The sequence below is a fragment of the Limnohabitans sp. Jir72 genome (assembly GCF_003063575.1).
Taxonomy (GTDB): domain Bacteria; phylum Pseudomonadota; class Gammaproteobacteria; order Burkholderiales; family Burkholderiaceae_C; genus Limnohabitans_A.
The window spans coordinates 374,282-400,573 of sequence record NZ_NESC01000001.1 but is presented as its reverse complement, the minus strand read 5'-3'; the positions used below and the strand labels follow the sequence as shown (position 1 = coordinate 400,573).

Annotated in this window: 26 protein-coding genes; 11 read left to right on the top strand and 15 right to left on the bottom strand. The window is 62.0% G+C overall.

What is annotated here, in order from left to right:
• Nucleotides 1–2: 2 nt before the first annotated feature.
• Both B9Z52_RS01605 and B9Z52_RS01600 read right to left on the bottom strand, forming a co-directional pair.
• The gene (locus B9Z52_RS01605) at nucleotides 3–2,168 is read right to left on the bottom strand and encodes a TonB-dependent siderophore receptor (RefSeq protein ID WP_108412339.1); all 2,166 of its coding nucleotides are present in this window, start codon (nucleotides 2,166–2,168) and stop codon (nucleotides 3–5) included.
• 143 nt (nucleotides 2,169–2,311) lie between these two features.
• Nucleotides 2,312–3,355, bottom strand: coding sequence for an extracellular solute-binding protein (locus tag B9Z52_RS01600; RefSeq protein WP_108412108.1), 1,044 nt, complete (start codon nucleotides 3,353–3,355; stop codon nucleotides 2,312–2,314).
• Nucleotides 3,356–3,441: 86 nt separating this feature from the next.
• Here B9Z52_RS01600 and B9Z52_RS01595 point away from each other — a divergent pair, with 86 nt between their 5' ends.
• On the top strand, nucleotides 3,442–4,401 hold the full coding sequence (locus tag B9Z52_RS01595) for a patatin-like phospholipase family protein (RefSeq protein ID WP_233251761.1): 960 nt from the start codon (nucleotides 3,442–3,444) through the stop codon (nucleotides 4,399–4,401).
• A 35-nt stretch (nucleotides 4,402–4,436) separates the two neighbouring features.
• The gene (arfB, locus tag B9Z52_RS01590; protein ID WP_108412337.1) at nucleotides 4,437–4,841 is read left to right on the top strand and encodes an alternative ribosome rescue aminoacyl-tRNA hydrolase ArfB; all 405 of its coding nucleotides are present in this window, start codon (nucleotides 4,437–4,439) and stop codon (nucleotides 4,839–4,841) included.
• A gap of 7 nt (nucleotides 4,842–4,848) precedes the next feature.
• Here the strand turns inward: arfB and miaA are convergent, their stop codons facing one another.
• Genes miaA through mutL form a run of 3 tightly spaced genes read right to left on the bottom strand, consistent with a single transcriptional unit; the run spans nucleotide 4,849 to nucleotide 9,049 of the window.
• Nucleotides 4,849–5,817 (bottom strand): tRNA (adenosine(37)-N6)-dimethylallyltransferase MiaA, encoded by a 969-nt coding sequence (miaA, locus tag B9Z52_RS01585; RefSeq protein WP_108412107.1) that lies wholly within the window; start codon nucleotides 5,815–5,817, stop codon nucleotides 4,849–4,851.
• Complete coding sequence (locus B9Z52_RS01580; protein ID WP_233251789.1) at nucleotides 5,814–7,004, bottom strand: multidrug effflux MFS transporter; 1,191 nt, start codon at nucleotides 7,002–7,004, stop codon at nucleotides 5,814–5,816. Before B9Z52_RS01580 ends, miaA begins: the two co-directional genes overlap by 4 nt.
• Before the next feature lie 20 nt (nucleotides 7,005–7,024).
• Nucleotides 7,025–9,049: a DNA mismatch repair endonuclease MutL gene (mutL, locus tag B9Z52_RS01575; protein WP_108412105.1), complete on the bottom strand. Its 2,025-nt coding sequence runs from the start codon at nucleotides 9,047–9,049 to the stop codon at nucleotides 7,025–7,027.
• Between the two features lie 38 nt (nucleotides 9,050–9,087).
• Here mutL and B9Z52_RS01570 point away from each other — a divergent pair, with 38 nt between their 5' ends.
• Nucleotides 9,088–9,720 (top strand): DedA family protein, encoded by a 633-nt coding sequence (locus B9Z52_RS01570; protein WP_108412104.1) that lies wholly within the window; start codon nucleotides 9,088–9,090, stop codon nucleotides 9,718–9,720.
• A gap of 70 nt (nucleotides 9,721–9,790) precedes the next feature.
• Here B9Z52_RS01570 and B9Z52_RS01565 read toward each other — a convergent pair whose 3' ends face one another.
• The 3 genes from B9Z52_RS01565 to B9Z52_RS01555 form a co-directional block, all read right to left on the bottom strand.
• Entirely contained in the window at nucleotides 9,791–10,723 is a 933-nt protein-coding gene (locus tag B9Z52_RS01565; protein WP_108412103.1) for a PfkB family carbohydrate kinase, read from the bottom strand.
• A gap of 22 nt (nucleotides 10,724–10,745) precedes the next feature.
• Entirely contained in the window at nucleotides 10,746–11,690 is a 945-nt protein-coding gene (locus B9Z52_RS01560) for an ABC transporter permease (RefSeq protein WP_108412102.1), read from the bottom strand.
• A gap of 159 nt (nucleotides 11,691–11,849) precedes the next feature.
• The gene (locus tag B9Z52_RS01555) at nucleotides 11,850–12,815 is read right to left on the bottom strand and encodes a sugar ABC transporter substrate-binding protein (protein WP_108412101.1); all 966 of its coding nucleotides are present in this window, start codon (nucleotides 12,813–12,815) and stop codon (nucleotides 11,850–11,852) included.
• Between the two features lie 164 nt (nucleotides 12,816–12,979).
• Between B9Z52_RS01555 and B9Z52_RS01550 the strand changes: the two genes are divergently transcribed.
• The 4 genes from B9Z52_RS01550 to B9Z52_RS01535 are packed head-to-tail and all read left to right on the top strand — an operon-like array spanning nucleotide 12,980 to nucleotide 16,134.
• Entirely contained in the window at nucleotides 12,980–13,777 is a 798-nt protein-coding gene (locus B9Z52_RS01550) for an ATP-binding cassette domain-containing protein (protein ID WP_233251760.1), read from the top strand.
• Nucleotides 13,771–14,211 carry an RbsD/FucU family protein gene (locus B9Z52_RS01545; RefSeq protein ID WP_108412100.1) on the top strand — a complete coding sequence of 147 codons (441 nt, stop codon included), beginning with the start codon at nucleotides 13,771–13,773 and terminating at the stop codon, nucleotides 14,209–14,211. Before B9Z52_RS01550 ends, B9Z52_RS01545 begins: the two co-directional genes overlap by 7 nt.
• A 31-nt stretch (nucleotides 14,212–14,242) precedes the next feature.
• Nucleotides 14,243–15,466, top strand: a complete 1,224-nt coding sequence (locus tag B9Z52_RS01540; RefSeq protein ID WP_108412099.1) for an ROK family protein — start codon at nucleotides 14,243–14,245, stop codon at nucleotides 15,464–15,466.
• Nucleotides 15,463–16,134 (top strand): transaldolase family protein, encoded by a 672-nt coding sequence (locus B9Z52_RS01535; protein WP_108412098.1) that lies wholly within the window; start codon nucleotides 15,463–15,465, stop codon nucleotides 16,132–16,134. The genes B9Z52_RS01540 and B9Z52_RS01535 overlap by 4 nt, the downstream gene beginning before the upstream one ends.
• Before the next feature lie 93 nt (nucleotides 16,135–16,227).
• Here the strand turns inward: B9Z52_RS01535 and B9Z52_RS01530 are convergent, their stop codons facing one another.
• A complete protein-coding gene (locus B9Z52_RS01530) occupies nucleotides 16,228–17,592 on the bottom strand; it encodes an N-acetylmuramoyl-L-alanine amidase (RefSeq protein ID WP_108412097.1) in 1,365 nt (454 codons plus the stop codon).
• Nucleotides 17,582–18,148 (bottom strand): tRNA (adenosine(37)-N6)-threonylcarbamoyltransferase complex ATPase subunit type 1 TsaE, encoded by a 567-nt coding sequence (gene tsaE, locus B9Z52_RS01525; protein ID WP_369907824.1) that lies wholly within the window; start codon nucleotides 18,146–18,148, stop codon nucleotides 17,582–17,584. Before tsaE ends, B9Z52_RS01530 begins: the two co-directional genes overlap by 11 nt.
• A 27-nt stretch (nucleotides 18,149–18,175) precedes the next feature.
• Here tsaE and queG point away from each other — a divergent pair, with 27 nt between their 5' ends.
• Complete coding sequence (queG, locus tag B9Z52_RS01520; protein WP_108412096.1) at nucleotides 18,176–19,228, top strand: tRNA epoxyqueuosine(34) reductase QueG; 1,053 nt, start codon at nucleotides 18,176–18,178, stop codon at nucleotides 19,226–19,228.
• A gap of 97 nt (nucleotides 19,229–19,325) precedes the next feature.
• Here the strand turns inward: queG and B9Z52_RS01515 are convergent, their stop codons facing one another.
• Nucleotides 19,326–20,231, bottom strand: coding sequence for an AEC family transporter (locus B9Z52_RS01515; RefSeq protein ID WP_108412095.1), 906 nt, complete (start codon nucleotides 20,229–20,231; stop codon nucleotides 19,326–19,328).
• 141 nt (nucleotides 20,232–20,372) lie between these two features.
• On the opposite strand from B9Z52_RS01515, the gene B9Z52_RS01510 reads away from it, so the two are divergent.
• Entirely contained in the window at nucleotides 20,373–21,338 is a 966-nt protein-coding gene (locus tag B9Z52_RS01510; protein ID WP_108412094.1) for a tripartite tricarboxylate transporter substrate binding protein BugE, read from the top strand.
• On the top strand, nucleotides 21,338–22,246 hold the full coding sequence (gene xerD / locus B9Z52_RS01505) for a site-specific tyrosine recombinase XerD (protein WP_108412093.1): 909 nt from the start codon (nucleotides 21,338–21,340) through the stop codon (nucleotides 22,244–22,246). Before B9Z52_RS01510 ends, xerD begins: the two co-directional genes overlap by 1 nt.
• 113 nt (nucleotides 22,247–22,359) lie before the next feature.
• Here the strand turns inward: xerD and xth are convergent, their stop codons facing one another.
• Genes xth through B9Z52_RS01485 form a run of 4 tightly spaced genes read right to left on the bottom strand, consistent with a single transcriptional unit; the run spans nucleotide 22,360 to nucleotide 25,065 of the window.
• Nucleotides 22,360–23,127: an exodeoxyribonuclease III gene (xth, locus tag B9Z52_RS01500; RefSeq protein WP_108412092.1), complete on the bottom strand. Its 768-nt coding sequence runs from the start codon at nucleotides 23,125–23,127 to the stop codon at nucleotides 22,360–22,362.
• A gap of 15 nt (nucleotides 23,128–23,142) precedes the next feature.
• The gene (locus B9Z52_RS01495) at nucleotides 23,143–23,715 is read right to left on the bottom strand and encodes a DUF4337 domain-containing protein (RefSeq protein WP_108412091.1); all 573 of its coding nucleotides are present in this window, start codon (nucleotides 23,713–23,715) and stop codon (nucleotides 23,143–23,145) included.
• A 10-nt stretch (nucleotides 23,716–23,725) separates the two neighbouring features.
• Nucleotides 23,726–24,214 (bottom strand): dihydrofolate reductase, encoded by a 489-nt coding sequence (locus B9Z52_RS01490; RefSeq protein ID WP_108412334.1) that lies wholly within the window; start codon nucleotides 24,212–24,214, stop codon nucleotides 23,726–23,728.
• A gap of 11 nt (nucleotides 24,215–24,225) precedes the next feature.
• Complete coding sequence (locus B9Z52_RS01485; protein WP_108412090.1) at nucleotides 24,226–25,065, bottom strand: thymidylate synthase; 840 nt, start codon at nucleotides 25,063–25,065, stop codon at nucleotides 24,226–24,228.
• Between the two features lie 188 nt (nucleotides 25,066–25,253).
• On the opposite strand from B9Z52_RS01485, the gene B9Z52_RS01480 reads away from it, so the two are divergent.
• Nucleotides 25,254–26,270, top strand: coding sequence for a sulfate ABC transporter substrate-binding protein (locus tag B9Z52_RS01480; protein WP_108412089.1), 1,017 nt, complete (start codon nucleotides 25,254–25,256; stop codon nucleotides 26,268–26,270).
• The last annotated feature ends 22 nt before the right edge of the window (nucleotides 26,271–26,292 follow it).

Below are 26,292 nucleotides of genomic sequence, written 5' to 3'. Positions count from 1 at the left end.
CCTCAGAACATGGTTTTGAGCGACAGCTGCACCGTGCGCGGTGCGCCCGGGCCATAAAAGCCGCGGTACAGGGTGTCGGCGTAGAGCTTATTGGTCAGGTTGCTCACGTTCAGTTTCAGCGTGGTGGCTTCGCTGAAGCTGTATTCGGCCATGGCATCCAGCGTGGTGAAGGCGGCGGCCACCACGTTGCGGTTGCCTTCGGGCGATTGTTCGCCCCGGTGGTTCAGGCCGCCAGCCATACGCCATTGGCTGCTCAGCAGGTAGCTGGTCCACAGGCTCGCGCTTTGCTTGGGGGTGAGGGCAGGGCGATCGCCGAGGCGCTGTGCATTGCCGCTGGTGATGTTGCTCTCGTCAATGCGGGCGCTGGGAATCCAGGTCTGGTTGTAGAAAATTTCCCATTTCGGCGTGAGGCGTCCTGCCAGGTTGAACTCCATGCCGCTCGCGTGGCGCTTGCCCGACAAGAGCATTTGCGCCGCAGCGGCATCCGGGTCGGTGTTGCGTTCGTTGTATTTCTCGGAGTGGAACAGGGCCACGCCCAACGAGGCTTTCTTGTTGAAGACCTCCCACTTGCCGCCCAACTCCACGTTGCGGCTTTTCTCGGGCGGGGTGTTGGCCAGTTTGGCATTGGCACCGCCCTCAGCAAAGCTGCCCAGGGCAAACTGGTAGGTGTCGCCCGAGGTGTTGTACGAAGTGCCCGCGCTGACGTAGTAGCTGCTCAAATCGTCAGGCTGGAAGATCAAGCCGGTGCGCGGGCTCCAGAGGTTTTCGCTCATGGCAAAACGGTTGCCGCTGGGGTCCCGGTAGTCGCCCGTGAAGTGGTCAAAGCGCAAACCCGCCACCCATTTGATGTGGGGCACCAGTTCGACCGTGTCTTGGGCATAGACCCCCAGGCCTTGGGCCTTGAAGGTGTTCATGGGGGCGTTGCCCCGCATGTCGGCGCGCCAAGCGCCGTCGTTGGGCGTGCCCACGGCGGTGTTCAGGCCCGAGGCTGCCCCTGCAAAGCTTTGGTTGCGCTGGGCGTTTTCGCGGTAAGCGTCCACGCCGGTGATCAGCTGGTGCGTGTGACCCCAAGCTTGCAACTTGCCGGAGTAGTCGCTTTGCACCTGGGTCAAATCGCTCACGCCCAAGCGGCCCTTGGGCGTGCGTTTGAGCGCAGTGCTGGCCGTGATGTCCGATAAGCTGGTGATTGGGTTGACGAAAGCGATGGCGCTGGCCCACAGGTCGCGCTCGTAGTGCCCTTGGCGCAGCTGGGTCTTGATCTGGCTGTCGGCGCCCAAGCGGTGCACATGGCTGAAGGTGCCGTAAGTGCTTTCGGTGCGCAGGTAGTCGCTGGCCAGCCCGTAGTAGTTTTGGGCGGGCAAGGTGGGCACGATCACGCCGTTCTGGATGAACCAAGGGTGGTTGTAGAGCGGGCGTCCATCGGTTTCCAGGTGGTACAGACCCACACTGAATTCATCGCGGTGGCCGATGCCCCAGCGGAAAGTCGGCGCAATGCCTTTTTTGTCCACCTTCGCGCCCCAGTTGTCGGCTTGGTGTGTCATGGCGTTCAGGCGCAAGGCCGCGTCTTCACCGGTGACCCAATTGAAATCGCCCGTCAGGCGCTGCTGGTTGCCGCTGCCCACGGTCAGGTTCAGCTCGTGCTGTTCGATCAGTTGCGGCGCTTTGTTGACCTGGTTGACCACGCCGCCGGTGGAGCCTTTGCCAAACAGCATGGAAGCCGAGCCCTTGAGCACTTCGACCCGGTCCTGGTTGAAGGTGTCGCGCTCGATCAGCGGCGCGTCGCGCAGGCCGTCCACATAAATGTCGCCGGCCTGGCCCAGCGAGAAGCCACGCAGGCGCACATCTTCTTCGCCGGTCTCACCCGCCTGAAAGGTCACGCCTGCGGTGGTTTTGAGCACTTCGCGCAGATCGTCCATGTTGCGGTCGTTCATCAGCCGCTCGGTCATCACCGTCACGGTTTGCGGGATGTCGCGCAACGCCTGGCGGCCCTTGCCGATCTCGGTCTCACGCACGCGCAGCACGCTTTTGGCGTCTTCGATGCGGGTGTCCTTGATGACCACCGTGCCCATCTCCCGTTCGGACTGGGCTTGTGCGGTGGGGCTCACGGCGCCCGCCAGCATGAGTGCGGCCAGGGGCAATAGGGGTGTTTTTGTGGAGGCGGTGTGCATGGTGAAGTCCAATCCAAGGCGGCCGAAAACGGCGGTTTTCGGGAAAACAGGCGATGGCTGGCTATCACCCCCGGCGGGTCCGGGGTGAATGGCTGGCTCAAGAGGGTGGGCAGGCCGAACGTGCCGTTCGGCCCGAGGGGGCTTTACTTGAAGCCCACGCGGTCGAGCATTTGCTGGACCTTGATCTGGTTCATGCCGACGGCGCTGATCGGGATCAGCTCGCTTTTGAAGCTGCCGCCGGTCATGGCTTTCAGCGCTGGGTTGTCAAAGCTCACGCCTTTGGCCGCTGGCCACTCGTTGTTGCCGTTGGCAAAGTGGTTTTGCGCTGAGGGGCTGGCCAGGTATTCCAGGAACTTGATGGCGTTGTCCGGGTTCTTGGCATGGCGGGCTACAGCGCCACCGGCCACGTTGACGTGCGTGCCCCAACTCGACTGGTTCGGAAAGACCACGCCGATGCGCTCTGTCACGGCTTTGTCGGCCGGGTTGGCCGAGCGCATCATGCGGGCCAGGTAATAGGTGTTGGTCACGGCCACGCCGCATTCGCCTGAGGCCACGCCTTTGATTTGGTCGGTATCACCGCCTTTGGGGCTGCGCGCCATGTTGTCCACCAGCCCTTTGAGCCAGGTTTCGGTTTTTTCTACGCCCAGGTGCTCGGTCATCGCGCCGAACAGGCTCAGGTTGTAGGGGTGCGAGCCGGAGCGGATGCACAAAGCGCCTTTGAGCTTGGGATCGGCCAGTTTTTCGTAGCTGTCCACATCGGACTTGTTGAACTTGAGCTTGTCGTAGACCACGACACGGGCGCGGGTGGACAAGCCAAACCAGGCGATGGCACCGTTGTCGGCCGGTTTGGCATGCAAGTTGTCGGGAATGGCTGCCTGCAGTGTCTTCGATTGCACGGGCAGAAAAAGGCCATCGACTTCGGCGCGCCACAGGCGGGCGGCATCCACCAGCAAAATCACGTCCGCAGGGGAGGCAGCGCCCTCGGCCTTGAGGCGAGCGAGAATACCGGCATCGTCGGCATCGACGCGGTTGATCTTGATGCCGGAGACCTTGGTGAAGTCGCTGTAGAGCGCTTCATCGGTCGGGTAGTGGCGAGCCGAATAGATGTTGACCACTTTGTCTTGGGCAAAAGCCATGGACGAGGCGATCAGCAAGGGCAGTGTGATGGCGGCTGGCAGGAGGCGCATGGGGTGCTCTCAGGCTTTGTTTCGATGTGAAAATTCTATATCAAATGAGAATCATTATCAATAACGTTTTGAAATCAGGGAAAAAGATGAACGGACACAAGAGCTTGCCGCAGTGCTTGATCAGAAGCAGCGCATGCGTTTTGCTCGCGCTGCTCGGTGCTTGCACCAGTTTGCCGCCGGTCGCGGTCAACACCGAGGTCAATACCGCCCCAACGCCAGTCACGCCCGCGCCCACCGCTGAAGTGCCCTTGGCGCGCCGACCGGTGCATCTGGGTTTGGCACTTGGCGGTGGCGCTGCGCGTGGCTTTGCGCACGTGGGCGTGATCCAGGTGCTGGAGGAGGCGGGTTTGAAGCCCAGCCACGTGGTGGGCACATCGGCGGGTTCGCTGGTGGCGGCTTTGTATGCCAGCGGCAAAAGTGTGGCAGAACTGCGCAAAGCCGCCGAAACGATGGAAGAAGCCGAGATCACCGACTGGATGGTGCCCTTGCTCAACCGGGGCGCTTTGCGGGGTGAAGCTTTGGCCAAATATGTGAACGCCCAGGTGGGTGGACGCAACTTGGAAAACATGAAGATACCGCTTGGCATTGTGGCGACCGATTTGCGCAGCGGCGAGGCCATCACCTTCCGCCGGGGCAATACGGGCTCGGCGGTGCGTGCGTCCAGCGCGGTGCCGGCCGTGTTTCAGCCAGTGCGCATTGGGGACCGGGAGTACGTGGATGGCGGCCTGGTTGCACCAGTCCCGGTGCATCAGACGCGCGAGATGGGGGCCAATTTCGTGATCGCCGTGGACATCTCCAGCGACCCCGAGGGCAACCCCGCAGGTGACACCTTCCAGATCTTGCTGCAGACCTTCACCATCATGGGCAAAAGCATCAACACCTTGGCGCTCAAAGAGGCGGACATCGTGATCCGTCCGGCGCTCAGCGGTGTCAAAAGCGCCGACTTCAGCGCTCGCCGCCGCTCCATTGAAGCGGGCCGCGTGGCCATGCTGGCGCAGCTGCCGCGTCTGAAGGAACGACTGGCCGCTTTTGAAGCTGGTCATTAACTTGGCTGTTGACCGATGCCCAGCCTGAGCAGTCCATGACTTCCCTGCACATTCCCGAGGCTGAAGTCGAACTGACCGCCATCCGTGCCCAAGGCCCGGGTGGGCAAAACGTCAACAAAGTCTCCACCGCCATTCAGCTGCGTTTCGATGTGGCTGGCTCCTCCTTGCCCGAAGCCGTTAAGGCGCGGTGGCTGCAGTCGGGCGATAGCCGCCTGTCGCAAGAAGGGGTGCTCATCATCAAGGCCCAGCGTTACCGCACGCAAGAAGCCAACCGCCAGGATGCCTGGTCACGACTGTACGAACTGCTCGACCAATTTGCCAAAGCGCCAAAAGCCCGCAAAGCCACCAAGCCCAGCTACGGCGCTGTGCAGCGGCGCTTGCAGGGCAAGGCGATACAGGCCAAATTGAAAAGCACGCGTCGTAAAGACGACGCATATTGAGGGTGGCTCAGAGCAGCAGGCGCTGGGCCGTGGCCAGCACCTGCGCCAAAGCATCCGGCGCATCGGCAGCGATCACCTGACGGCCGTTCATGCTGCGCAGCCAGGTGATCTGGCGCTTGGCCAGCTGGCGGGTGGCAAAGATGCCGCGCTCTGCGATTTCTTTTTCGCTCCAGCCTTCGTCCAGCCCTTGCCAAGCTTGCCGGTAGCCCACGCAGCGCATTGAGGGCAGGTCGGGGTTCAGGTCACCGCGTGCGCGCAGTTGGCGCACTTCATGGATGAAGCCTTGCGCCATCATCAGCTCAAACCGTTGGGCAATCCGCTGGTGCAGCCAGCTGCGGTCCTGTGGCTCCAGGCTCAGCACCGGGATGTGCCAGTCGGGTGCAGCGGCCTTGGCGCTTTGATGAAAGGCCGACAGGGTTTGTCCCGTGGCGGTCCACACCTCCAGAGCGCGTCCGATGCGCTGGCTGTCACCAGGAGCCAGGCGGGCAGCGGTGACAGGGTCGATCTGCATCAGCTGGGCATGCAGGGCGGGCCAGCCGGCTTGTTCGGCGCGGGCCTGGATGTTGGCGCGTACCTGCGGGTCGGCGGCGGGGATGTCGTTCAGGCCTTCGAGCAAGGCCTTGAGGTAGAGCATGGTGCCGCCCACCAACAGCGGCATGCGACCGCGTGCGCGGATCTCACCGATCAGGCGGCTGGCGTCACGCGCAAACTCGGCGGCGCTGTAGCTGTGCAGCGGGTCGAGGATGTCGATCAGGTGGTGCGGCACGGCGGCCAGTTCTTCGCGGCTGGGCTTGGCGGTGCCGATGTCCATGCCCCGGTAAACCAAGGCCGAGTCCACGCTGATGATTTCGGCTCCGCCATGAGCTTGCTGTCGCAGCGCGTGTGCCAATGCCAGGGCTGCAGCGGTTTTGCCGCTGGCGGTCGGGCCGACGATGGCGATGGCGTCGAGTGACTGGGTGTGAATGGGCTTGCTCATGCGGCTTTCAGCGCCAAGGGTTTGCCATGGCGTTGCACCGCGGTCCAGGCCATGATGGCCAACAGCGTGCTCCAAACCAGCATGCCATGCGCCAAGGCGAAGACCGGCACGTCCATGTTGCGCCCCAGCCAATCACCCATGAAGAAGGCACCCAACATCATCAGAAAACCGTTGAGTGCCGAGGCCGTACCCGCCTTGAGCGGGAAGGGGGCGACCGCTGCGCTTTGACCGCAAGGCTGGTGCACGCCATGGGCAAACATGTAGCAGTACACCGGCAGCATCACAGCCCAACCGCCGTACCAAGCTTGACCCACGCCCAGATGGGCCAGCACCGTCAGCAACGCGCCGCCCAACAAGGACAGCACGGCGGCCAAGCCCACAGTGCGGTGGATGCTGGTGCGCCGCAACATCCAGCGCCCCCAAAAAGTGCCCACGATGTAGGACAAGGACATGGTGAGCATCAGCAGACCGTAAGTGGTTTTGCTGTAGCCCAGTTGTTGCGTGAAGACGAAGGACGATGTGGCCAAAAATGTGAACAGCCCCAGGTAAGACGCTGAGGACAGCGCGCACCAGGTGAGGAATGTCGGGTGGCGAAAGATCTCCACATTGGACCGCCACAGGGAACGCCATTGCAGCGCGTCCAAACGGCGTTGTGGCAGGGTTTCGCGGTAGCCCCAAATCAACAGGCCCAAGGTGAGCAGACCAAACAAGGTCACGGAAAACAAAGCGTAGCGCCAGCCCACCCAGTCGCTGAGCAGACCGCCCATGGGCGCACAGGTGCAGGCGATCATGCCCAGACCTGTGAGGGCTTGCGACATGACCTGCGCGCCTTCGTGCGGCGGGTACAGGTCGCGCACGATGGCGCGTGCGGCCATGACGCCGGCACCCATGGCGATGCCTTGCACTGTGCGCGCCGCGATCAACCAATCAATGCTGGGCGCTGCCACACATGCCAGCGAAGCCAGGACATAAGCGCTCATGCCCCAGAGCAACACGGGCCTGCGCCCAAAGCGGTCAGACAGTGGCCCCCAGACCAGCTGCGAAATACCAAATGCCAGCAGCAGCGCGGTCAGGGTCAGTTGGATCTCGCCCATGCTGGTCCCAAGGCTGTCGCGAATGGCGGGCAGGGTGGGCAGGTACAAGTCGGTGGTGACCGCCTGCACCCCGAGCAGCAGGGCCAACAACACAACAACAAAGTGCCGACCCATCAACGGCCCCGCAAGAACAAGGCGTCCAGATCGCGCATCGTCATCTGCCGCCAAGTGGGGCGGCCGTGGTTGCATTGGTCAGAGCGCTCGGTCTCTTCCATCTGGCGCAGCAGGGCGTTCATTTCGTCCAAGGTCAGGCGGCGGTTGGCGCGCACTGCGCCATGGCAGGCCATGGTGGCCAAGATCTCGTTTTGGGCGCGTTGCACCACGGTGCTCGCATCGTGCTGGGCCAGCTCGGCCAGCACACTGCGGGCCAGCTCGACCGCGTCGCCTTGGGCCAGGCTGGTGGGCACGGCGCGCACGGCCAGGGTCTTGGCCGACAGGGGTGAGATTTCCAGGCCCAGTTGTTCCAGCACTTCGGCGCAACTTTCTGCAGTGGCCACTTCGGTGGGGTTGGCGGCAAAGGTGGCAGGGATCAGCAACGGCTGGCTGGCGATGCGCGGTCCTTCGCCGTCGGTGGTGTTCAATTGGTTTTTCAGGCGCTCGTACACGATGCGTTCGTGCGCAGCATGCATGTCCACCACCACCAAGCCTTGCTTGTTTTCGGCCAGGATGTACACGCCGTGCAGCTGTGCGACGGCTCGGCCCAAGGGCCAGTCGCCTTCGGGCAGGGGGGCTGGCTGGGCGCTGTGTTCCCTGTAGGCGCGCACCCCCATGCGCGATGCTTCGACGGCCCCTGGGCCGACGGACCACATGCCCGACCTTTCTTCTGCCCGCATTTGGATGGGGTCGTCTTCTTGGCCCTTGAGCGCAGTGCCTGCGCGTGAATCCGCAGCGGGTTGCCACAGCGCCTTGAGGTCGGCCATGGCCTGTTCGCCATCCACGCGGGGGCGCACAAAATCAGCGGGTTTGTAGGCCGGGGCACTGAAGGTGGCGGGGCCGGGGCGTTCAAAGGCCATGCCGCCTTGTTGCCAGCTGGCCGACTCGGGCAGGGCTTTGGGGGCGGGGGCTTGCAGGTCGAAACCGCTCGGGGTCTCTGAGGATGAATCGGCCAAGTTTTGCGAACGCGGTGCGGCCAGCGCGTTTTCCAACGCGTGGCGCACCGCTTGGTGCACAGCACGGCTGTCGCGAAAACGCACCTCGATCTTGGTCGGGTGCACGTTCACATCGACCAGCGTGGGGTCGATCTGCATGAAAAGCGCATAGGCCGGTTGCTTGTGGCCGTGCAACACGTCTTCGTAGGCGCTGCGCGCACCGTGCATGACCACCTTGTCGCGCACAAATCGGCCATTCACATAGGCAAATTGGTGGTCGGGGCGCGAGCGGGCGGCGTCGGGCAGGCCAGCGCGGCCGATCACTTTGAGCGGCCCGGCGTTGTATTCGACGGCAATGGATTGCGCCACGAATTCTTCGCCCAGCACATCGGCCAAACGCTGCTCCAAGCCCGCCGCACCGGGGTGCACGCGCCACTGCTCGACCAGCTTGCCCTCGTGCCAAATGGCAAAGCCCACATCGGGGCGGGCCAGCGCGTGGCGGCGCACGGCCTCGATGCAGTGCGCCAGCTCGGTGCTGTCGCTTTTCAAAAATTTGCGGCGGGCGGGGGTCGAAAAAAACAGCTCTTTGACCTCCACCGTGGTGCCCACAGCGCGGGCGGCGGGGCGAATTTCTCCGGTGCGACCGTCCAGCGCAAAGGCGGTGGGCTGGCCGTCCATGCGCGAGAGCAGGGTGAGTTCGGACACCGAATTGATGGCCGCCAGCGCCTCGCCCCGAAAGCCCATGGTCATGACCGATTCGAGTTCATCGAGGTTGCCGATCTTGCTGGTGGCGTGGCGTTTTAAAGCGGTGGCCAGCTCATCCGGGGCGATGCCGCCGCCGTCGTCTTCCACCGAAATCAGCCGGGTGCCGCCGCCCATCAGTCGCAACGTGATGCTTTGCGCGCCCGCGTCCATGGCGTTGTCCACCAGCTCGCGCACGACCGAGGCTGGGCGTTCGACCACCTCGCCTGCGGCGATTTGGCTGATCAGTTCATCGGGGAGTTCGCGAATGGGGCGGCGCGCGGAAGCCGGGGTTTGTTCGGAGGTCACCCGCCTGATTTTAGGGCTTCACAGGGGATAATCCTGCGATGGACATCCTTTTGCAACTCCTCGATTTCATCCTCCACGTGGACCGCTACCTGGAGGCCTTTGTGGGCCAGCACGGCGCGTGGGTGTATGCCCTCTTGTTCGTGATCATCTTTGTGGAGACCGGCCTGGTGATCATGCCGTTCTTGCCAGGCGATTCCCTGCTCTTCATCGTCGGCGCGCTGTGTGGCGCCGATTTGCTGAACCTGCCTTTGACGGTGGTTTTGCTGCTGGCGGCCGCCATTCTGGGCGACCAGACCAACTACAGCATCGGGCGTTACTTTGGCCCCAAGGTGTTCAAGTGGGAGAACTCGCGCTTTTTCAACCGCCAAGCCTTCATGCAGGCCAACGCTTTTTATGAAAAATACGGCGGCATCACGATCGTGCTGGCCCGCTTCATGCCCTTCATCCGCACTTTTGTGCCCTTTGTCGCAGGCGTGGCCGAGATGACGCGCCACAAGTTCACGATGTTCAACGTGGTGGGCGGCACCATCTGGGTGGTGGGCCTGACGCTGGCCGGCTACCTGTTTGGCAACTTGCCCTTTGTGCAGACGCACCTGTCCAAGATCATCTGGGCTTTGATCTTTGTACCGGGCTTGATCGCCGTCATCGGTGCGTGGCGGGCGCGCAAATGACAGACCTCGCCCACAGGGTGGGCCCTACAAAATAGCCCTTGCCGGTTGTTTAAGACTCTGAAGGGCCTGATCAATAAAACGCCTGCACTTCAGCCCAAGTCGGCGGTTGACAGCCTTGGCGGGTGCAGTTGATGGCTGCTGCTTTCATGGACAGTTCCAGCGTGGCCGCCACGCGCTGCGCTGCGCCTTCGGTCTGCAATGCCCAGTCGGCCAGGGTGTTGCCCCAAAAGGTGTCGCCTGCACCCACGGTGTCGGCCACGGTGATGCGGGGCACGGGCAGGCTGTGGTGCTGGCCGTCGATGTCCAGACAGGCCCCATCACCCCCGAAGGTGAGGGCGATGCGGCTCAAAGCGCCGGGTGTGGCGCTTGATCGCAGTTCAGCGACCAGGCGCGCTGACTCGGCCAGTTTGACGCCCTCAAAACCCAGTGTTTCCAGGTCTTCGTCGCTGGCCTTGATCCAGTCGGCCAGCACCATGACCGAGCGCACGGCGGCCACATAGGCGTTCAGGTCGGCAGCCAGTTTGGGGCGCAGGTTGATGTCCACGCTCACGGTCCAGCCCAGGGCTTTGGCCCCTTGCACGATGGCCAGCACTTTCTCGTGTTCGGGCGGCACCAAGGCCAGCGAGCCGGTGTGCAAGATGCCGGGCACCGTGTTTTTCAGTTGGGCCAGTACGCTCTCCACGCTGTAGTCTCGGTCGGCGATGCCTTCACGGTAAAAGCCGTAGCTCGGCTGGCCGTCTTTGACCTGCACCACGGCCAGTGACGTGGGTTGGCGCGAGGGCTGGGCCAGCAGCTGCACGCCATCGGCCACCAGCTGCGCACGCAGTTGTTGCCCAAAGTTGTCGGTGGACAGCGGGTTCAAGTAAGTGACCGGTGCCCCACGCAAGGCGGCGGCGCGGGCCAGGTTGTAGGGGCTGCCGCCCATCAGCGGCCGCAATTGGCCATCTGGCTGCGCGATGCAGTCCATCAGGGCTTCGCCCAGCACAAAAATCGAAGTGGTCATGTCGGAAATCAAGGCAGGGGATTCACTTCTTGAGCAGGTGCTTGCGGCGCACCACGTCGATCCACACGGCCACGATCACGACCGCGCCAATCGCCATCATTTGCTTGAACTGGGAGACTTCCATCAGGTTCATGCCGTTGCGGATCATGGTGATCAGCACCGCGCCCAGCAAGCTGCCCCAGATGCTGCCGCGACCGCCAAAGAGCGATGTGCCGCCCAGGATCACCGCTGCGATCGCGTCCAGCTCGAACATCTGCGCCATCTTGCCGCTCGACGAGTCCATGCGGGCCATCAGCACGATGGCACCCAGCGCGCAGCTCAGGCCCGAGACCACGTACACGCCCAGCTTGTACCAGCGGATGTTGATGCCCACCTGGCGGGCACCCATTTCGTTGGAGCCCATGGCGTACACATAGCGACCGATCTTGGTGCTCGACAAAATGAAGGCCATCACCACAAAAAAGAGGCCCGTGATCAGCGTGGGCATGGGGATACCGAACACATCGCCATAGCCCAGGAAAGGGAAGGGCTCGGGCAAGCCCGCGTTGTCAAAACCGCCGGTCAAATCAAAGGCCAAGCCGCGCCAAAGTGTCAGGCCACCCAAGGTGACGATGAAGGCTGGAATGCCGACAAACGCGACCAAATACCCGTTGAAAATTCCCACCGCAGCGCCGATGGCCAGCGCCACCAACATGGCCAGATATGGATCGATGCCGACCTTGATCATCAGGTGACCCGCCACCGCACCGGCCAGCGCGGTGAGTGCACCCACAGCCAGGTCGACGCCGCCGGTCAGGATCACAAAGGTTTGTCCACCCGCGAGCAAGGCAATCACCGAGGCCTGCACCAAGATGTTGGACAGGTTGCCGGTGGTCAGGAAGTAAGGCGAGGCGAAGGTGAGCAAAACGCCCAGCACGATGACCGCCACAAAGGCGCCGTACCACTCTTGTCGGGTGATGGATTTCATGATCTTTTCAATTTTCAAAGCATGTCTTGCTGTAGGAGCCCACCCCGTGGGCGATTGGCTGTGGCGCACTGGCCGTGCAATCGCCCACAGGGGTGGGCTCCTACATCAGGAGGAAAGCCCGGACACGCTGGTCCGGGCGGGCCATATCGCGGCCTTGACTTATTTGGCCTTGACCTTCATGAACTGGCCCACGCCGGAGTCGGCCGCGAACTTGTCCACGTTGGACGGCAGCACCAGGAAGGAGCCGGTGTCGATGCGTGCATCCACCTTCTTGCCTTGGGCCGCAGCCACAGCTGTTTCCACGCCGACCTGCCCGATCTTGGCCAGCATTTGCGCGGCGTTGGCTTGCTGCCAGCCTTGCTTCATCATGTCCAGACCGCCGGGGGAGCCGTCAAAGCCAGCGATCTTCACGTCGCCGGGTTTTTTGCCCGCGGCCATCAAAGCTGCCTTGGCACCCAGCGCGCCGCCGTCCCATGCGCAGGCGATCACCTTGGCATTGGGGTTGGCGCGCAAAGCGGCTTCCACACCGTTTTGGGCCATGGTCTGGTCCCAAGTGGTGGCCACTTCAACGATCTTGATGTTCTTGCGGCCTGCATTCAAAGCGTCCACAAAACCTTTTTTGCGCTCCTGGCCGGTGGACTGGCCTTGGTCGCCGGTCACATAAATCACGGTGTCACCGTCCTTGATCTCTCCTGCGGCCCACTTGCCCTGCACATTGGCGGCCTTGATGTTGTCGGTGGCCACATAAGAGGTGATGGCTGCGCCGGTGATGCCGGTGTCCACGGCCACCACAGCGATGCCGGCTTTCAGGGCCTTGTTGATGGCGGGGGCGATGCCAGCGGAGTCCACAGGCGCGATGGCAATCGCATTGACCTTGCGGGTGATCATGTCTTCGACGATGGCCAGTTGCTTGGACAGCTCGCCTTTTTCTGCGGCCAATTCGATGAACTTCACACCTTTGGCCTGACCGGCTTTCTTGGCACCACCGTTGATCAGCGTCCAGCCTTCGTTGGTGTTGCCGTTGGTGATGTAGGCCACGGTCACGTCAGCCGCCATGGCCGAGGTGAACAGGGTGGCCGCTGCTGCAGCGATGGCCAGGCGGCCGAATGTGCGTTTGGTGATCATGGGTTTTATCTCCGTTGTTGAGGTTTTCGGTCATCGCTCCGCTTTTTCTGACCGCGAACGGATTGGAATCTAAAACACCGACTAAGTAAACCTAGTAGTTTTACTAATGCAATAAATCATCAAATCCACGATGCTTGCCGCCATTCCCCGTGAAAGTGATTGCCATGTCCACACCCCAAGCTGTTCTTGAAATCCAGAAATTGACCAAGCATTACGGTGGCGTCAAAGCCCTGACCGATGCGCAATTTCGACTGCTGCCCGGCGAGCACGCCGCCATCGTGGGCGACAACGGGGCAGGCAAAAGCACTTTTGTGCGCCTGATCACCGGTGCCGAGCAGCCCAATTCGGGCGACATCCTGCTGGACGGAGGCAAGGTGAATTTCGAGTCACCCCTCGATGCGAGAGAGCAGGGCATCGAGACGGTGTACCAAACCCTGGCGCTGGCCGAAGACCTGGATGTCCCTGCCAACATCTTTTTGGGCCGCGAGATCACGCGCCTGAACCTGGGGCCGCTGTCCATCCTGAACCACAAGGCCATGCGCGAAAAGTCAGCGGCCATGTTGGCCACCACAGGCGTGAAAATCCAGGACATGTCCGAGAGCCTGCGCGGCATGTCGGGCGGTCAGCGCCAGTGCGTGGCCATTGCCCGCGCCGCCGGTTTTGCCAAAAAACTCATCATCCTGGACGAGCCCACCGCAGCCTTGGGCGTGCAAGAGACGGCCCGCGTGGAAGAAATCATCAAGGGCCTCAAGCAGCGTGGCATTCCACTCATCATCATCAGCCATAACCTGCGCCAGGTTTTTGATCTGGTGGACCGCATCTGGGTGTTCCGCCAAGGCCGCATCATTTGCAGCCGCTTGACCCGCGAGACCAGCCCCGAAGAAATCGTGGGCCTGATCACAGGGGCCATCGACCCGGCCAGCTTGCGCTCTTCAGAAGTCAATGAGGCCGTCACATGCTGAAAGGAATCGACCCGCTGCTGACGCCCGAGCTGCTGATGCACCTGTGCGCCATGGGTCATGGCGAATGGGTGGCGGTGGTGGACGCGAATTTCACGGCCGATTTTTTGAGCCAGGGCAAGCCGGTGGTGCGCATCCCCGGGCACAGCCTGGAGCGCGTGAGCCGAGCGGTGCTGTCGGTGTTGCCGCTGGCAGTCGATGTGGCGCAACCGGCCGCTTTCATGCGCGTGTGCCACAGCGCTGACGGTCACCGCACGGCGGCCCAGCAGGCGGTGGTGGATCTGGTCGTGGCCGAGGGCTTTCAGGCCGAACAGGTCGAGTCCGTCGAGCGCTACGCCTTTTACGAGAAAATCAAAGGGGCCAGCCTGATTGTGCAAAGCGGCGAAGGCACGGCCTACGGCAACGCCTTGTTCTGCAAGGGCGTGATCCTGCTTTAACTCTTTGTCACCCAAGCCATTCAGGTTTTCAATGAACAGCGCCATCCCGAATTCAGCCATGCGCGGCTCCAACCACGTCGGCATGCGCCAGTTCAACGAGCGCATCGTGCTCCAGGCCATCCGCCACCACGGGGCCATCCCCAAGGCTGATCTGGCCCGCCTCACCCAGTTGTCCACCCAGACGGTGGCCATCATCGTGGGGCGATTGCTCGACGATGGCTTGCTGCTCAAACAAGACCGGGTGCGCGGCAAGATCGGCCAGCCTTCGGTGCCGCTGTCGCTCAACCCGCAAGGTGCGTTCAGCGTGGGCATTCAGGTGGGGCGGCGCAATCTGGAGTTGCTGGTGGCCGACTTCACCGGGCAGCCGGTCGAGCGCGTGGAAGTGCTTTACAACTATCCCGATCCGGATGTGTTGTTCCAGTCCATGGCCCGGGGCCTGCAAACGCTGAAAGAACGCATGGGCGATTTGTGGGCGCGCACCGTGGGCGTGGGCCTGACGGCCCCCTTGTCGTTGCACAAATGGGCCGACCTGATGGGTGGGCAAGCCTCACAAGCCCTGGCCCGCTGGGAACACATCGATCTGCCCGCCGAAGTGCAGCGCCTGACCGATTTGCCGGTGGTGTTTGCCAAAGACACCACCGCCGCCTGCGTGGCCGAATTGCTGCAAGGCCATGGCCGCAGCGTGCGCAGTTTTCTGTATGTTTTTGTGGGCACCTTCATTGGTGGTGGCCTGGTGTTGTCGGGCCACATCATGAACGGTGAGCGCGGCAACGCCGGGGCCATTGGTTCACTGCCGGTTGGCTTGGCCACATCCGAGTCCAAGGGCTCAGGCATGCCGCCGCAATTGCTGCAAAAAGCCTCGGGCTGGCAACTCGAACAAGCCTTGCTCGCCGCAGGGCATAACCCCTTGCTGATTCACCAGAACGCCATCATGGACGCGGCTCATGCCGAATTCACCGCGCCTTGGATCGCTCAGGCCAGCCAAGCGCTGGCCATGACGGTGGCCAGTTCAGCCGCCTTGCTCGACCTGGACGCTGTGGTGATGGACGGCTCGCTGGGCGCGCCGCTCATGTGCGCCCTGATGGCCGCCACACAAGAGGCGCTGGCCGGTTACCGCTTTGACGGCATGCACCAGCCGCAACTGCTGGCGGGCCAAGTGGGCGCGCATGCCCGCGCTTTGGGCGGGGCCTTGCTGCCGCTGCACAGCCAGTTCTTCCCCGACAAAGACATCTTCCTCAAGCAGGACGCCGCATGAAGTTCTACCTCGACTCCGCCGATGCCCGCCAATGGGCGCTGCCCGCAGGTTGCCCGCCGGTGCAGGGCGTGACCACCAACCCCACGCTGGTCATGCAAGCGGGTTTACCGGTCAGCTTGCTTGGCTATTTGCAACTGGTGGCACAGGCGGGTGAGGCCAAAATCCCGGAGCTGATGCTGCAACTGCCCCGTGCCGATGTGGGCGAAGCCGCGCAGTGGCTCGAAGTGCTGCTGCCCGCTGCGGTGCAGGCCCGTGTGCGCCTGACCATCAAACTCCCATGCCATCCCGACTGGCAACCCGTGCTGCGCGAGGTGCAGGCCTGGGGCGTGCCCACGCTGCTCACAGGTTTGTCCAACCCGTTGCAGCTGCTGTGGGCCAGAGCGCAAGGGGCCAGTTATGTCGCGCCCTATGTGGGCCGCCTGCAAGCCGATGGGCGCGATGTTTGGGCACTGATCGAGGCTTGCGTGGCCCTGCAAGCCGATGGCCTGCAACTGCTGGCCGCCAGCATCAAGTCGCCCGATGTGCTCTCGCGCTTGATCGCATGCGGTGCCCATGCCGTGACGGTGCGCCCCGAGTTCGCCGCTGGCTTGGCCACCGACCCGCTGACGCTGGCCGCGATGGCCCAGTTTGACCAAGACGTGCAAACGAGCCAGCAGGCCGTTTTGTAGGAGCCCACCCCGTGGGCGATGATGGCCCGCCTCCAGGCAAGCTGGCGGTGGCGCAGGCGGGCACAGTTTGATCTTGTTGAGTGTTTTTTGACCTCAAATGGACCGATTGCGCGCCAGCGGTGGGTTGCGTGAAAAGTATTGCAAGATGCCGCGCATCAGGGCGTCGGTGAGTTGCTTTTGGTAGGTCTCGCTGCGCAGCTTTTCTTCTTCTTGCGGGTTGCTGATGAAGGCGGTTTCGACCAGCACGCTGGGGATGTCGGGCGCCTTGAGCACGGCGAATCCGGCTTGCTCGACCCGGGGTTTGTGCAGCCGCCCCACACCGCCAATCTGGCGCAACAAATGGCCGCCCAGCTGCAAACTGTCCTTGATTTGGGCCGTGGTGCTCATGTCCAGCAAGGCGTGTTGGACCTGGGCATCTTGGCTGCCGAGGTTGATGCCGCCAATCAGATCGGCCTTGTTTTCTTTTTGCGCCATCCAGCGCGCTGCCGTGCTGGAGGCTGCGCCCTGGCTGAGCGCGAACACGCTGGCGCCGCTGGCTTCGGGGGTGAAAAAGGCATCGGCATGGATGCTTAAAAACAGGTCTGCTTGCACGCGGCGGCCTTTTTGCACACGCACCTGCAGTGGCACAAAGTAGTCGGCATCGCGCGTCAGGTAGGCGCGCATGGGGCTGCCGCCCACGCTGGCCGCGTTGATGCGCTCGCGCAGCAGGTGGGCGATCTTGAGCACCACGTCTTTTTCCTGCGTGCCGCCGGGGCCGATGGCACCGGGGTCTTCGCCACCATGACCGGGATCGATCGCGATCACGATCAGCCGGTCCGTGGTCGTTATGAGGCGTGGCGGATGGTCGGGTCTGTCCATCGAGGCCGTGGGTGGCGGCTCAAAATCTTGCTTGCGTGTGGATGGCACAGGCAAAGGCAGTTTTTGCCCTTGTTTGGCGATCAACTCGCCCAAGGGGTCCGCGCTGGGCGTTGGCGGGGTCGGCAATGTGCCCGTTGTGGGGGCGGTGCGTTCCTGGATCAACTGTTCCAGCGGGTCCACGGCTTGCGTCGGGTAGAGGTCCAGCACCAAGCGGTTGGCATAGGACGCCACGGGTGCCAGGGTGAACACTTGCGGCGCAATGGGGCGCTTGAGATCTATCACCAGCCGAACCACGTTCGGGCTGAACTGGCCTACCCGGATGCCCGCGATATTGGGGTCTGTGGCCTGCACCTTGCCCACCAGCTCGCGCAGCGCGGGGTTGAGTTCCATGCCTTCGATGTCCACCGCCAGCCGCGGCGGCGAGGCGATGAAGCTCTGCCGGGTTTGCAGGGGTTTGTCCGATTCGAGCGTGACCCGGCTGTAATCGGCGGCCGGCCAGATGCGCACGGCCATCATGGTGGCGCCGCGCACCATGTGCGAGGCCCCCAGGCTGAGCGCCAGAAAACCAGCCTTGACGAGGCGTCGTCGGTCAGCGCGCATGCTCACTGGCCATCCAATTGCTTAGCCAGTGTTGGCCAGCAGGTGTGTGGGCGCGCATGCTGACTTGGCGCTGGTCTTCGTCCAGCGCGTGCAGCGCGATCACCAGATCGGCAGGGGGCAGCTGGCCAGCCACCTTGTCAGGCCACTCCATGAGCTTGAGGCCTGGGCCGGCAAAGATGTCGCGAAAGCCCGCGTCCTCCCATTCCTGCGGGTCGCTGAAGCGGTAAAAATCGAAATGCCAGATGGGCCAGGCAGATGCTCCTGAGCCGGCTTGGTGGGGCTCTACCACGGCGTAGGTGGGGCTTTTGATGCGGCCTTGCACACCGGCGGCGCGCAGCAGGTGGCGCACCAAGGTGGTTTTGCCCGCGCCCAGGTTGCCGCGCAGCTCGATGCGCGCATCGCGTCCGCCGGGCCAGGTTTGCAGGGCCTGGGCCAGTTGGGCGGCAAAGCTTTGGGTGGCCGATTCATCGGGCCAAAAGCCCGTCCAGACCGCGGGCAAGGGCGGGGTGGTGGCGGGGCTTTCTACAATCGGTGTGTGACTGCTCAACGTACTCAAATCGACCTTCTTGAACTGTGGCCCCAGATGCAAATCTGGGCGCTGGAATTGGGATTGTCCCAAATTGGCGTGACGGGCATCGATTTGTCCAGCGCCGAGCCCGGATTACAGGCCTGGCTTCATGCTGGATTTCACGGCAGCATGGGCTACATGGCCGCTCACGGCCTGAAGCGCGCACGCCCGGCCGAGCTGGTGCCGGGCACCGTGAGCGTGATCACGGCCCGCATGGATTATCTGCCGCAGGGCACACCGCCCGACTGGGTGGCCCGCGAAACCGCCCGCAGCCAGCAGCCAGGCGAGGCGGTGGTGTCGGTCTATGCCCGAGGGCGCGATTACCACAAGGTCTTGCGCAGCCGAATGCAAAAACTGCAAGACCGCATTGCCGATGCGATCGGTCCTTTTGGTCACCGCGTCTTCACCGACTCGGCCCCGGTGCTGGAGGCCGAACTGGCCACGCGCAGCGGCCTGGGCTGGCGCGGTAAGCACACCCTGGTGCTGAACCGGGAAGCGGGTTCGATGTTTTTCTTGGGTGAGCTGTTCGTGGACTTCGCCTTGCCCGAGACCGCTGCTGTCAGCGGCCATTGCGGCCAATGCACCGCTTGCATGGACCTGTGCCCGACCCAGGCCATTGTTGGGCCCTACAAGCTGGATGCGCGGCGCTGCATTTCGTATTTGACGATTGAGCACGCCGGGCCGATTGACGAAGCCCTGCGCCCCTTGATCGGCAACCGCATCTACGGCTGCGACGATTGCCAGTTGGCTTGCCCCTGGAACAAGTTTGCGCAAGTCAGCACGCTGCCCGACTGGCAGCCGCGTGAAGGCTTGAGTGCTGGCCACATCGTGGATTTGATGGCCTGGACCGAAGCCGAGTTTTTGCGCCGCACCGAAGGCAGCGCGATCCGCCGCATCGGCCACGCCCGCTGGCTGCGCAATTTGGCGCTGGCGGCGGGCAATGCGCTGGCGGCTGATGCGCTGGCGCTTTCAGAGCGGCAAAAACTTCAGCAGTCTTTGAGGGCCCTCACAGCGCATGCGGACCCCGTGGTGCAAGAGCAGGTGGCTTGGTCCTTGGCCAAGTTTTGAAATTTTTGCAGGTCGGTGGCTTCACCCCCTGCAAATGGTTGTGGTTGATCAATCCATGTCGGAGCTGACGCTGCCGACCTACAGATGCCAACCTGGATCAGCGCAATACGCCCAATGCAAAGGGCAAACTCCACATGCCCGACAGGGTGGACAAGGTGACCAAACCCGCCACATAAGGCCCGTTGTAGCCCATGCGGGCGGCCAGCACGTAGCAAGTCGATGCGGTCGGCAAGGCCGAGAACGCCAGCAAGACGGTGGTCTGGGTCGGGTTGAGTTCAAACAGCCGCGACATGCCCAGTGCGATCAAGGGCAAAAAGAAGTGTTTGATCGACAACACGCTCAGGCCCAGCAATTTGCCCCGCGTCAGGGTGCCCAGTTGCATGCCTGCGCCAGCGGCCATCAAGCCCAGCGCCAAAGACGATGCACCAATGCGGCCAATGCTGGGGTCCAGCCACTGCGGCATCCGAAAACCCATCAAGTTAGCGATCAAGCCTGTGCCTGTGGCCACGATCAGGGGGTTGCGGATCAGCTCGCCCACGAAGCCCTTGTTGGCGTGCCGGGCCATGGGCCAGACGGCAGCGATGTTGAACAAGGGCACGCAAACCCCAATCAGCATCGAGATCATCAGCAAGCCCTCGGGGCCCGCCAGGCGGTCAGCCAGTGCCAGTGCGATGAAGGAGTTGAAGCGAAACCCCACCTGCGCGCTGGCGGCGTGATCGCGTTTGTCGAGCCGTTTGCCCAGAAAGGGCCAATGCGGCAGGCTGTAGGACAAGGCAATCGCGCACAGGCCTAGGCTCAAGCCCGCGCCAATCAGGCTGGAGGCGGTGTTCAGGTCGATCGGGCTTTTGATGATCGAGTGGAACAGCAAGACCGGAAACAGGAAGAAATACACCAGTGTTTCGACCGATTGCCAAACGGGACGGTTCAGTCCTGTGTAGCGGCAAATCAGGTACCCGCACAGAATGAGCGAGAAATCGGGGAAGAGCAGTTGAGCGAAGTTCACGGCTTGAGCATAACCGTGCTTGAAGTGGCATCGAATTGGCCGTGTCGCATCGGTGAAGGCGAGGACTTTTTCAAGGATTTCCTCTTGGCGGAATGGTCATTTTTTGTGCTTATGATGGGCGCTGTCTTTAGGAGTTTTGACATGATACGCAGCAGTTGGATTTCGGTGGCCACCTTGGCCTTGGTCAGCGGTTCGGTTTGGGCGCAGGCTTACCCTAACCGCACCATCAAATTGCAGGTGCCCTTTGCACCCGGCGGCACCACCGACATCGTGGCGCGTGTGATCTCAGAACCCTTGGGCAAAGCGCTGGGCCAAAGTGTCATCGTCGAAAACAAGGCCGGTGGCGGCGGTGTGGTCGGTGCCAATGAAACCGCCAAGTCCAGCCCGGATGGTTATTCGTTGGGCGTGGCCACCGTGTCCACCACGGCCGCCAACCCCGCCATCAACACCAAAATCCCGTACAACCCCGTCACCGATTTCACCCCCATCATCAACATTGCGGCCACGCCCAATGTGATCGCGGTACACCCGAGCTTTCCGGCACATGATTACAAGGGTTTTATCGCTGAGTTGAAGAAAAACCCCGGCAAATATTCGTACTCATCCTCGGGCACGGGTGGCATTGGCCACTTGCAGACCGAACTGTGGAAGGGCTTGGCGGGTGTGTTCATCACCCACATTCCTTACCGCGGTGCGGGCCCAGCACTGAACGACACCGTGGCCGGTCAGGTGCCGATCATTTTTGACAACATGCCCTCGGCCATGCCCTTCATTCAGACAGGCAAGCTGATCCCCATTGTGGTGGCTGCGCCTCAGCGCTTGCCGCAGTTGCCCAATGTGCCCACCTTCAAGGAAGTGGGTCTGGAGCCGGTCAACCGCATGGCTTATTACGGCATTTATGGCCCCAAGAATTTGCCCAAGGAAGTGGTCGAGAAAGTCAGCGCAGGCGTGAAGAAGGCGCTGCAAGATCCGGCCGTGGTCAAGCGCATTCAGGACACGGGCTCTTTGGTGGTGGCCAATACACCTGAGGAATTCGCAGCCCAGATCAAGGCCGAGTTCGAGGTGTACAAAAAGGTCGTCGACACCCAAAAGCTCAAGCTGGACTGATGCACCCAGACAGCCAGTCGGCCATCGACCGCTTTGCCGATGCCCTCTGGCTGGAGGATGGCCTTGCCGCCAACACCTTGGCGGCCTACCGCCGCGATCTGGAGTTGTTGGCCACTTGGCTGTTCCTGACACATCGGCTGGCGCTGGATGCCGCGCAAGAGCATCACCTGCAGGCCTACTTTGCCGAGCGTCACGCCCAAAGCAAAGCCACTTCGGCCAACCGCAGGCTCACGGTTTTCAAACGTTACTTTCGCTGGGCCCTGCTTGAGCGCTTGGTGCCACTAGACCCCACGCTGCGCATGCTGGCGGCCAAGCAAGCTTTGCGTGTGCCCAAGACTTTGGGCGAGGCTCAGGTCGATGCTTTGCTGAGCGCCCCTGATACGGCCACCGATCTGGGTGCCCGTGACCGCGCCATGCTGGAGTTGATGTACGCCAGTGGCCTGCGCGTGAGCGAGCTGGTGCAGCTCAAGACCTTGCATGTTTCACTCAACGAAGGCGTGCTGCGCATCATGGGCAAGGGCAGCAAGGAGCGCTTGGTGCCCTTTGGTCAGGAAGCGCAGCAATGGCTGCAGCGCTACATGGGGCAAGCCCGCCCGGCCTTGCTGGGCCAGCGGCAGACCGAAGACCTGTTCATCACCTCCAGCGGCCCCAAGCCGGGCACGGCCATGTCGCGCGTCATGTTCTGGAACTTGGTCAAACGCTACGCCATCCAGGCGGGCATCACCTCGCCGCTGTCGCCCCATACCTTGCGCCACGCTTTTGCCACGCACTTGCTCAACCACGGGGCCGATCTGCGCGCTGTGCAGATGTTGCTGGGGCATGCCGACATCTCGACCACCACCATCTACACCCATGTGGCGCGGGAGCGGCTCAAAAGCCTGCACGCGCAACACCACCCGCGCGGGTGAAGCTTGACAGGGCGTTGGCTTTCGCCCCGGCAAAGTGGCTCATGGCGCTGCTGGTGCCTGAGTTGACGCGCTGGCTTACAGGGCTTCTCGCCTTGCCGCGGCGATGCAGATGGTCAATCAGCCAGCGTCAACACCACCGGCGTGTGGTCGCTGGGGCGTTCGTTCTTGCGGGGTGCGCGGTCGATCACGCAGGCGGTGGCTCGGGCCTTGAGCGCCTCTGTGATCAGGATGTGGTCGATGCGCAGGCCTCGGTTGCGGCGGAAGGCGAATTCGCGGTAGTCCCACCAGCTGTAGCTTTTTTCAGGCTGTTCGAACAGGCGGAAGCTGTCGGTCAAGCCCAGATCGATCAGGGCTTGGAGTTTTTCACGCTCTGCATCGGTGCAGTGGATGGTGCCCGCCAGTGCGATCGGGTCCCACATGTCCAGCGCGTCAAAGGTGATGTTGTAATCGCCCAGCAGCACCAGATTCGGGTGGCGTGTCATCTCATCCTTGACCCAATCGCGCAGCGCGTCGAGCCAGCGCATTTTGTAGACGAACTTGTCGCTGTCGGGCGCCTGGCCGTTGGGAAAGTACGCGCCGATCACGCGAACGTCACTGTAGGTCGCGGCAATCACGCGTGACATGTCGTCTTCAAAACCGGGGATGTTCTTGACGACATCCACACCTTCGCTGCGCGAGATCAGCGCCACGCCGTTGTAGGTTTTTTGGCCAAACCAGTGGGCTTGATAACCGGCTTCGTTGAAAGCCGCGACCGGGAATTTGTCGTCCGTCAGCTTGAGTTCTTGCAGGGCCAGCACATCGGTGGGGTTGGCGGCAAGCCAGTCCAGCACCTGGGGCAAGCGGACCGACAACGAGTTCACATTCCAAGTCGCAATTTTCATGAGGCAGCGTTTCTCTTAAATGTGCAGGTAGGCCAACACGCCGACCACCACGCCGCCAGTGCCTGCGCCGTACATGACATATTCCAGCCATTTCTTTTTGGACAGCAGGGCAATCGCGGCCATGGCGATGGCCACTTGCAGCACGGTGGTGGCTTGTGCCCAGCGGTGGTGCTGGTGCATTTGTTCGTCAGACTTTTCATCCCAGGCTTTGGCCTCGGCTTCGAGTTTTTCCGCACCGGTTTTGATCTCGGCCTTCTCTGACTTGTAGCGTTTGATTTCTTCTTGGTAGAACTCTTTTTTCGCAGGTGCCAGCTCCATGGCCAGCTCGCTCAGGTTTTGCTTGCTGCTCTTGGCTTGGTAATAGTTCCACTGGTTGGAGGCCTCGGTCTTCTTGATGGCTGCGTTGTTTTTGTACAGGCCTGCATTGGCTTGCGTGGCACCGCCCATGTAGCCAAACAAGGCACCCACCGTGGCGATCACCGCCGTGAACATGGCGATCGAACTGGTGTGGCTGTCGCCATGGCCTTGCGCGGCGTGCTCGAGTTCGTGGTCGTGCGGGCCGTGAACGTGAAAACCATCTCCTGACATGGAAGTCTCCTCAGATGTTGTGTTGGTAGGTGACGAAACTGAAGGGCAAGCCACTGGCTGCTACATGCTGTTCGCGCTGGACCTCTTGCCAGCCGGGGCCGAGTGTAGGGGCGAATGCATCCCCTTGAAATTCCTGGTCAATCTCGGTGACGACCGCTGTGATGGCGTGCGGTTCGGCCTGCGCGTAAATCTCGGCGCCGCCGATCACCCAGGCATCGGTGGCTTCGGGGCACTGCTGCATGGCGTGGTCGATGGAGCCTGCGCGCAAAGCGCCTTCAGCTTGCCAATCGGCTTGGCGGGTGACCACGATGTTGACGCGGCCAGGCAGAGGGCGGAACTTGGGCGGCAGCGAATCCCAGGTCTTGCGACCCATGATGACCGGCTGGCCCAGCGTGGTGCGTTTGAAATGCGCCAGGTCTTCGGGCAGGTGCCAGGGCAGGGTGTTGTTGGCACCAATCACGCCATTGCGGGCGCGGGCATAAATCAGGTGCAGTTTCATCAAACCGCCACTCAAACGGCCACAGGTGCCTTGATGGCCGGGTGGCATTCGTAGCCCAGCACCTCAAAGTCTTCGTATTCGTAATCAAAGATCGAAGCGGGTTTGCGCTTGATGTGGAGCGTGGGGTAGGCCATGGGCGAGCGGCTCAGCTGCAACTCGACCTGCTCGTGGTGGTTGCTGTAGATGTGGCAGTCACCACCCGTCCAGATGAAGTCGCCCACGTCCATGTCGCACTGCTGCGCGATCATGTGGGTGAGCAGGGCGTAGCTGGCGATGTTGAAGGGCACGCCCAAAAAGATGTCGGCGCTGCGTTGGTACAGCTGGCAGCTGAGCTTGGGCTTGTCGCCCGCCTTTTTGGGCGGTGCCACATAGAACTGGAAGAAGGCATGGCATGGCATCAGCGCCATTTGGTCGAGTTCTGCCACGTTCCAGGCGCTCACGATGATGCGGCGCGAGTCGGGGTTGTTTTTGAGCGTGTCCATGACCTGCTGGATCTGGTCGATGTGGCCACCACCGGGCGTGGGCCAGTTGCGCCACTGCACGCCGTACACCGGACCCAAATCACCGTCCTCGCGGGCCCATTCGTCCCAGATGGTGCAGCCGCGCTCTTGCAGCCATTTCACGTTGCTGTCGCCGCGCAAAAACCACAGCAACTCCACAATGATGGCCTTCAAAAAGACCTTCTTGGTGGTGACCAGCGGAAAGCCTTCGTTCAGGTCAAAACGCATCTGGTGGCCAAACACGCTGCGCGTGCCGGTGCCGGTGCGGTCGCCTTTTTGCACGCCGGTCGTGTAGACATGGCGCATGAAGTCTTCGTATTGGCTGCGGATGGGGCGGGCGGGCGTGTTCATGGGGTGTCAGTTTACGGCATTGGCCTTGGGGGATTGCGGCGACTTGCAGGCCCTGAATTGACCGTGCAGTTCTTTTCCATAGATGTTTCCCTCATTTGGAAATGATTATTCAGTCGTTTGAGTTTTAAGGACTGGCTTTCAGAATCCATCCCATCGTCAAAAAGACGAAGCCATTTTGAAAGCCGAACATGAACAACCATCGTCAATTCTCTCGTCAGATCTCTCAACTGGTCGCCGCCGCCGCTCTGGGCCTGAGCGGTCTGGCCGCCCAAGCCCAGGTCAGCCTGCTCAATGTGTCGTATGACCCCACCCGTGAGCTGTATGTGGAGTTCAATCAGGCCTTTGCCAAACACTGGAAAGCCAAGACCGGTCAGGACGTGAGCTTCAAGCAGTCGCACGGCGGCTCGGGCAAACAGGCCCGCTCCATCATCGACGGCCTGGACGCCGATGTGGCCACCCTGGCCCTGGCCGGTGACACCGACGCCCTGCACGACAACGGCAAGCTGATCCCCAAAGACTGGCAAAAACGCCTGCAGCACAACAGCTCGCCCTACACCTCGACCATCGTTTTGGTGGTGCGCGAGGGCAACCCCAAAGGCATCAAAGACTGGGACGATTTGGTCAAACCTGGCGTGAAAGTGATCACGCCCAACCCCAAGACCTCGGGCGGAGCCCGCTGGAACTACCTGGCCGCCTGGGAATTTGCCAAGCGCAAATTGGGCGGTGACGCCAAAGCCAAAGACTTTGTGGCGGCGCTTTACAAAAATGTGCCCGTGCTGGACACCGGTGCCCGGGGTTCCACCATCACCTTTGCCCAGCGCAACCAGGGCGATGTGCTGATCGCCTGGGAAAACGAGGCCTACCTGCTCGAAAAAGAGTTCTCGGCCAAGTTCGACGTGGTCTACCCCTCACTGTCCATCCTGGCCGAACCCGCTGTGACCGTGGTCGACAAAAACGTGGACAAGAAGGGCACCCGCGCTGTGGCGCAGGCTTATCTGGAGTACCTGTACACCGACGAAGGCCAGGACATTGTGGGCAAGAACTTCTACCGTCCCATTGCGCCCAAGGCCCAGGCCAAATACGCCAAGCAGTTCCCCAAGCTCAATTTGGTGACGATCGACCAAGCCTTTGGCGGCTGGACCAAAGCGGCCAAGGACCACTTTGCCGATGGCGCGAGCTTCGACCAGATTTACACCAAGAACTGATCCAGCTCTGAACGCAAGGAAG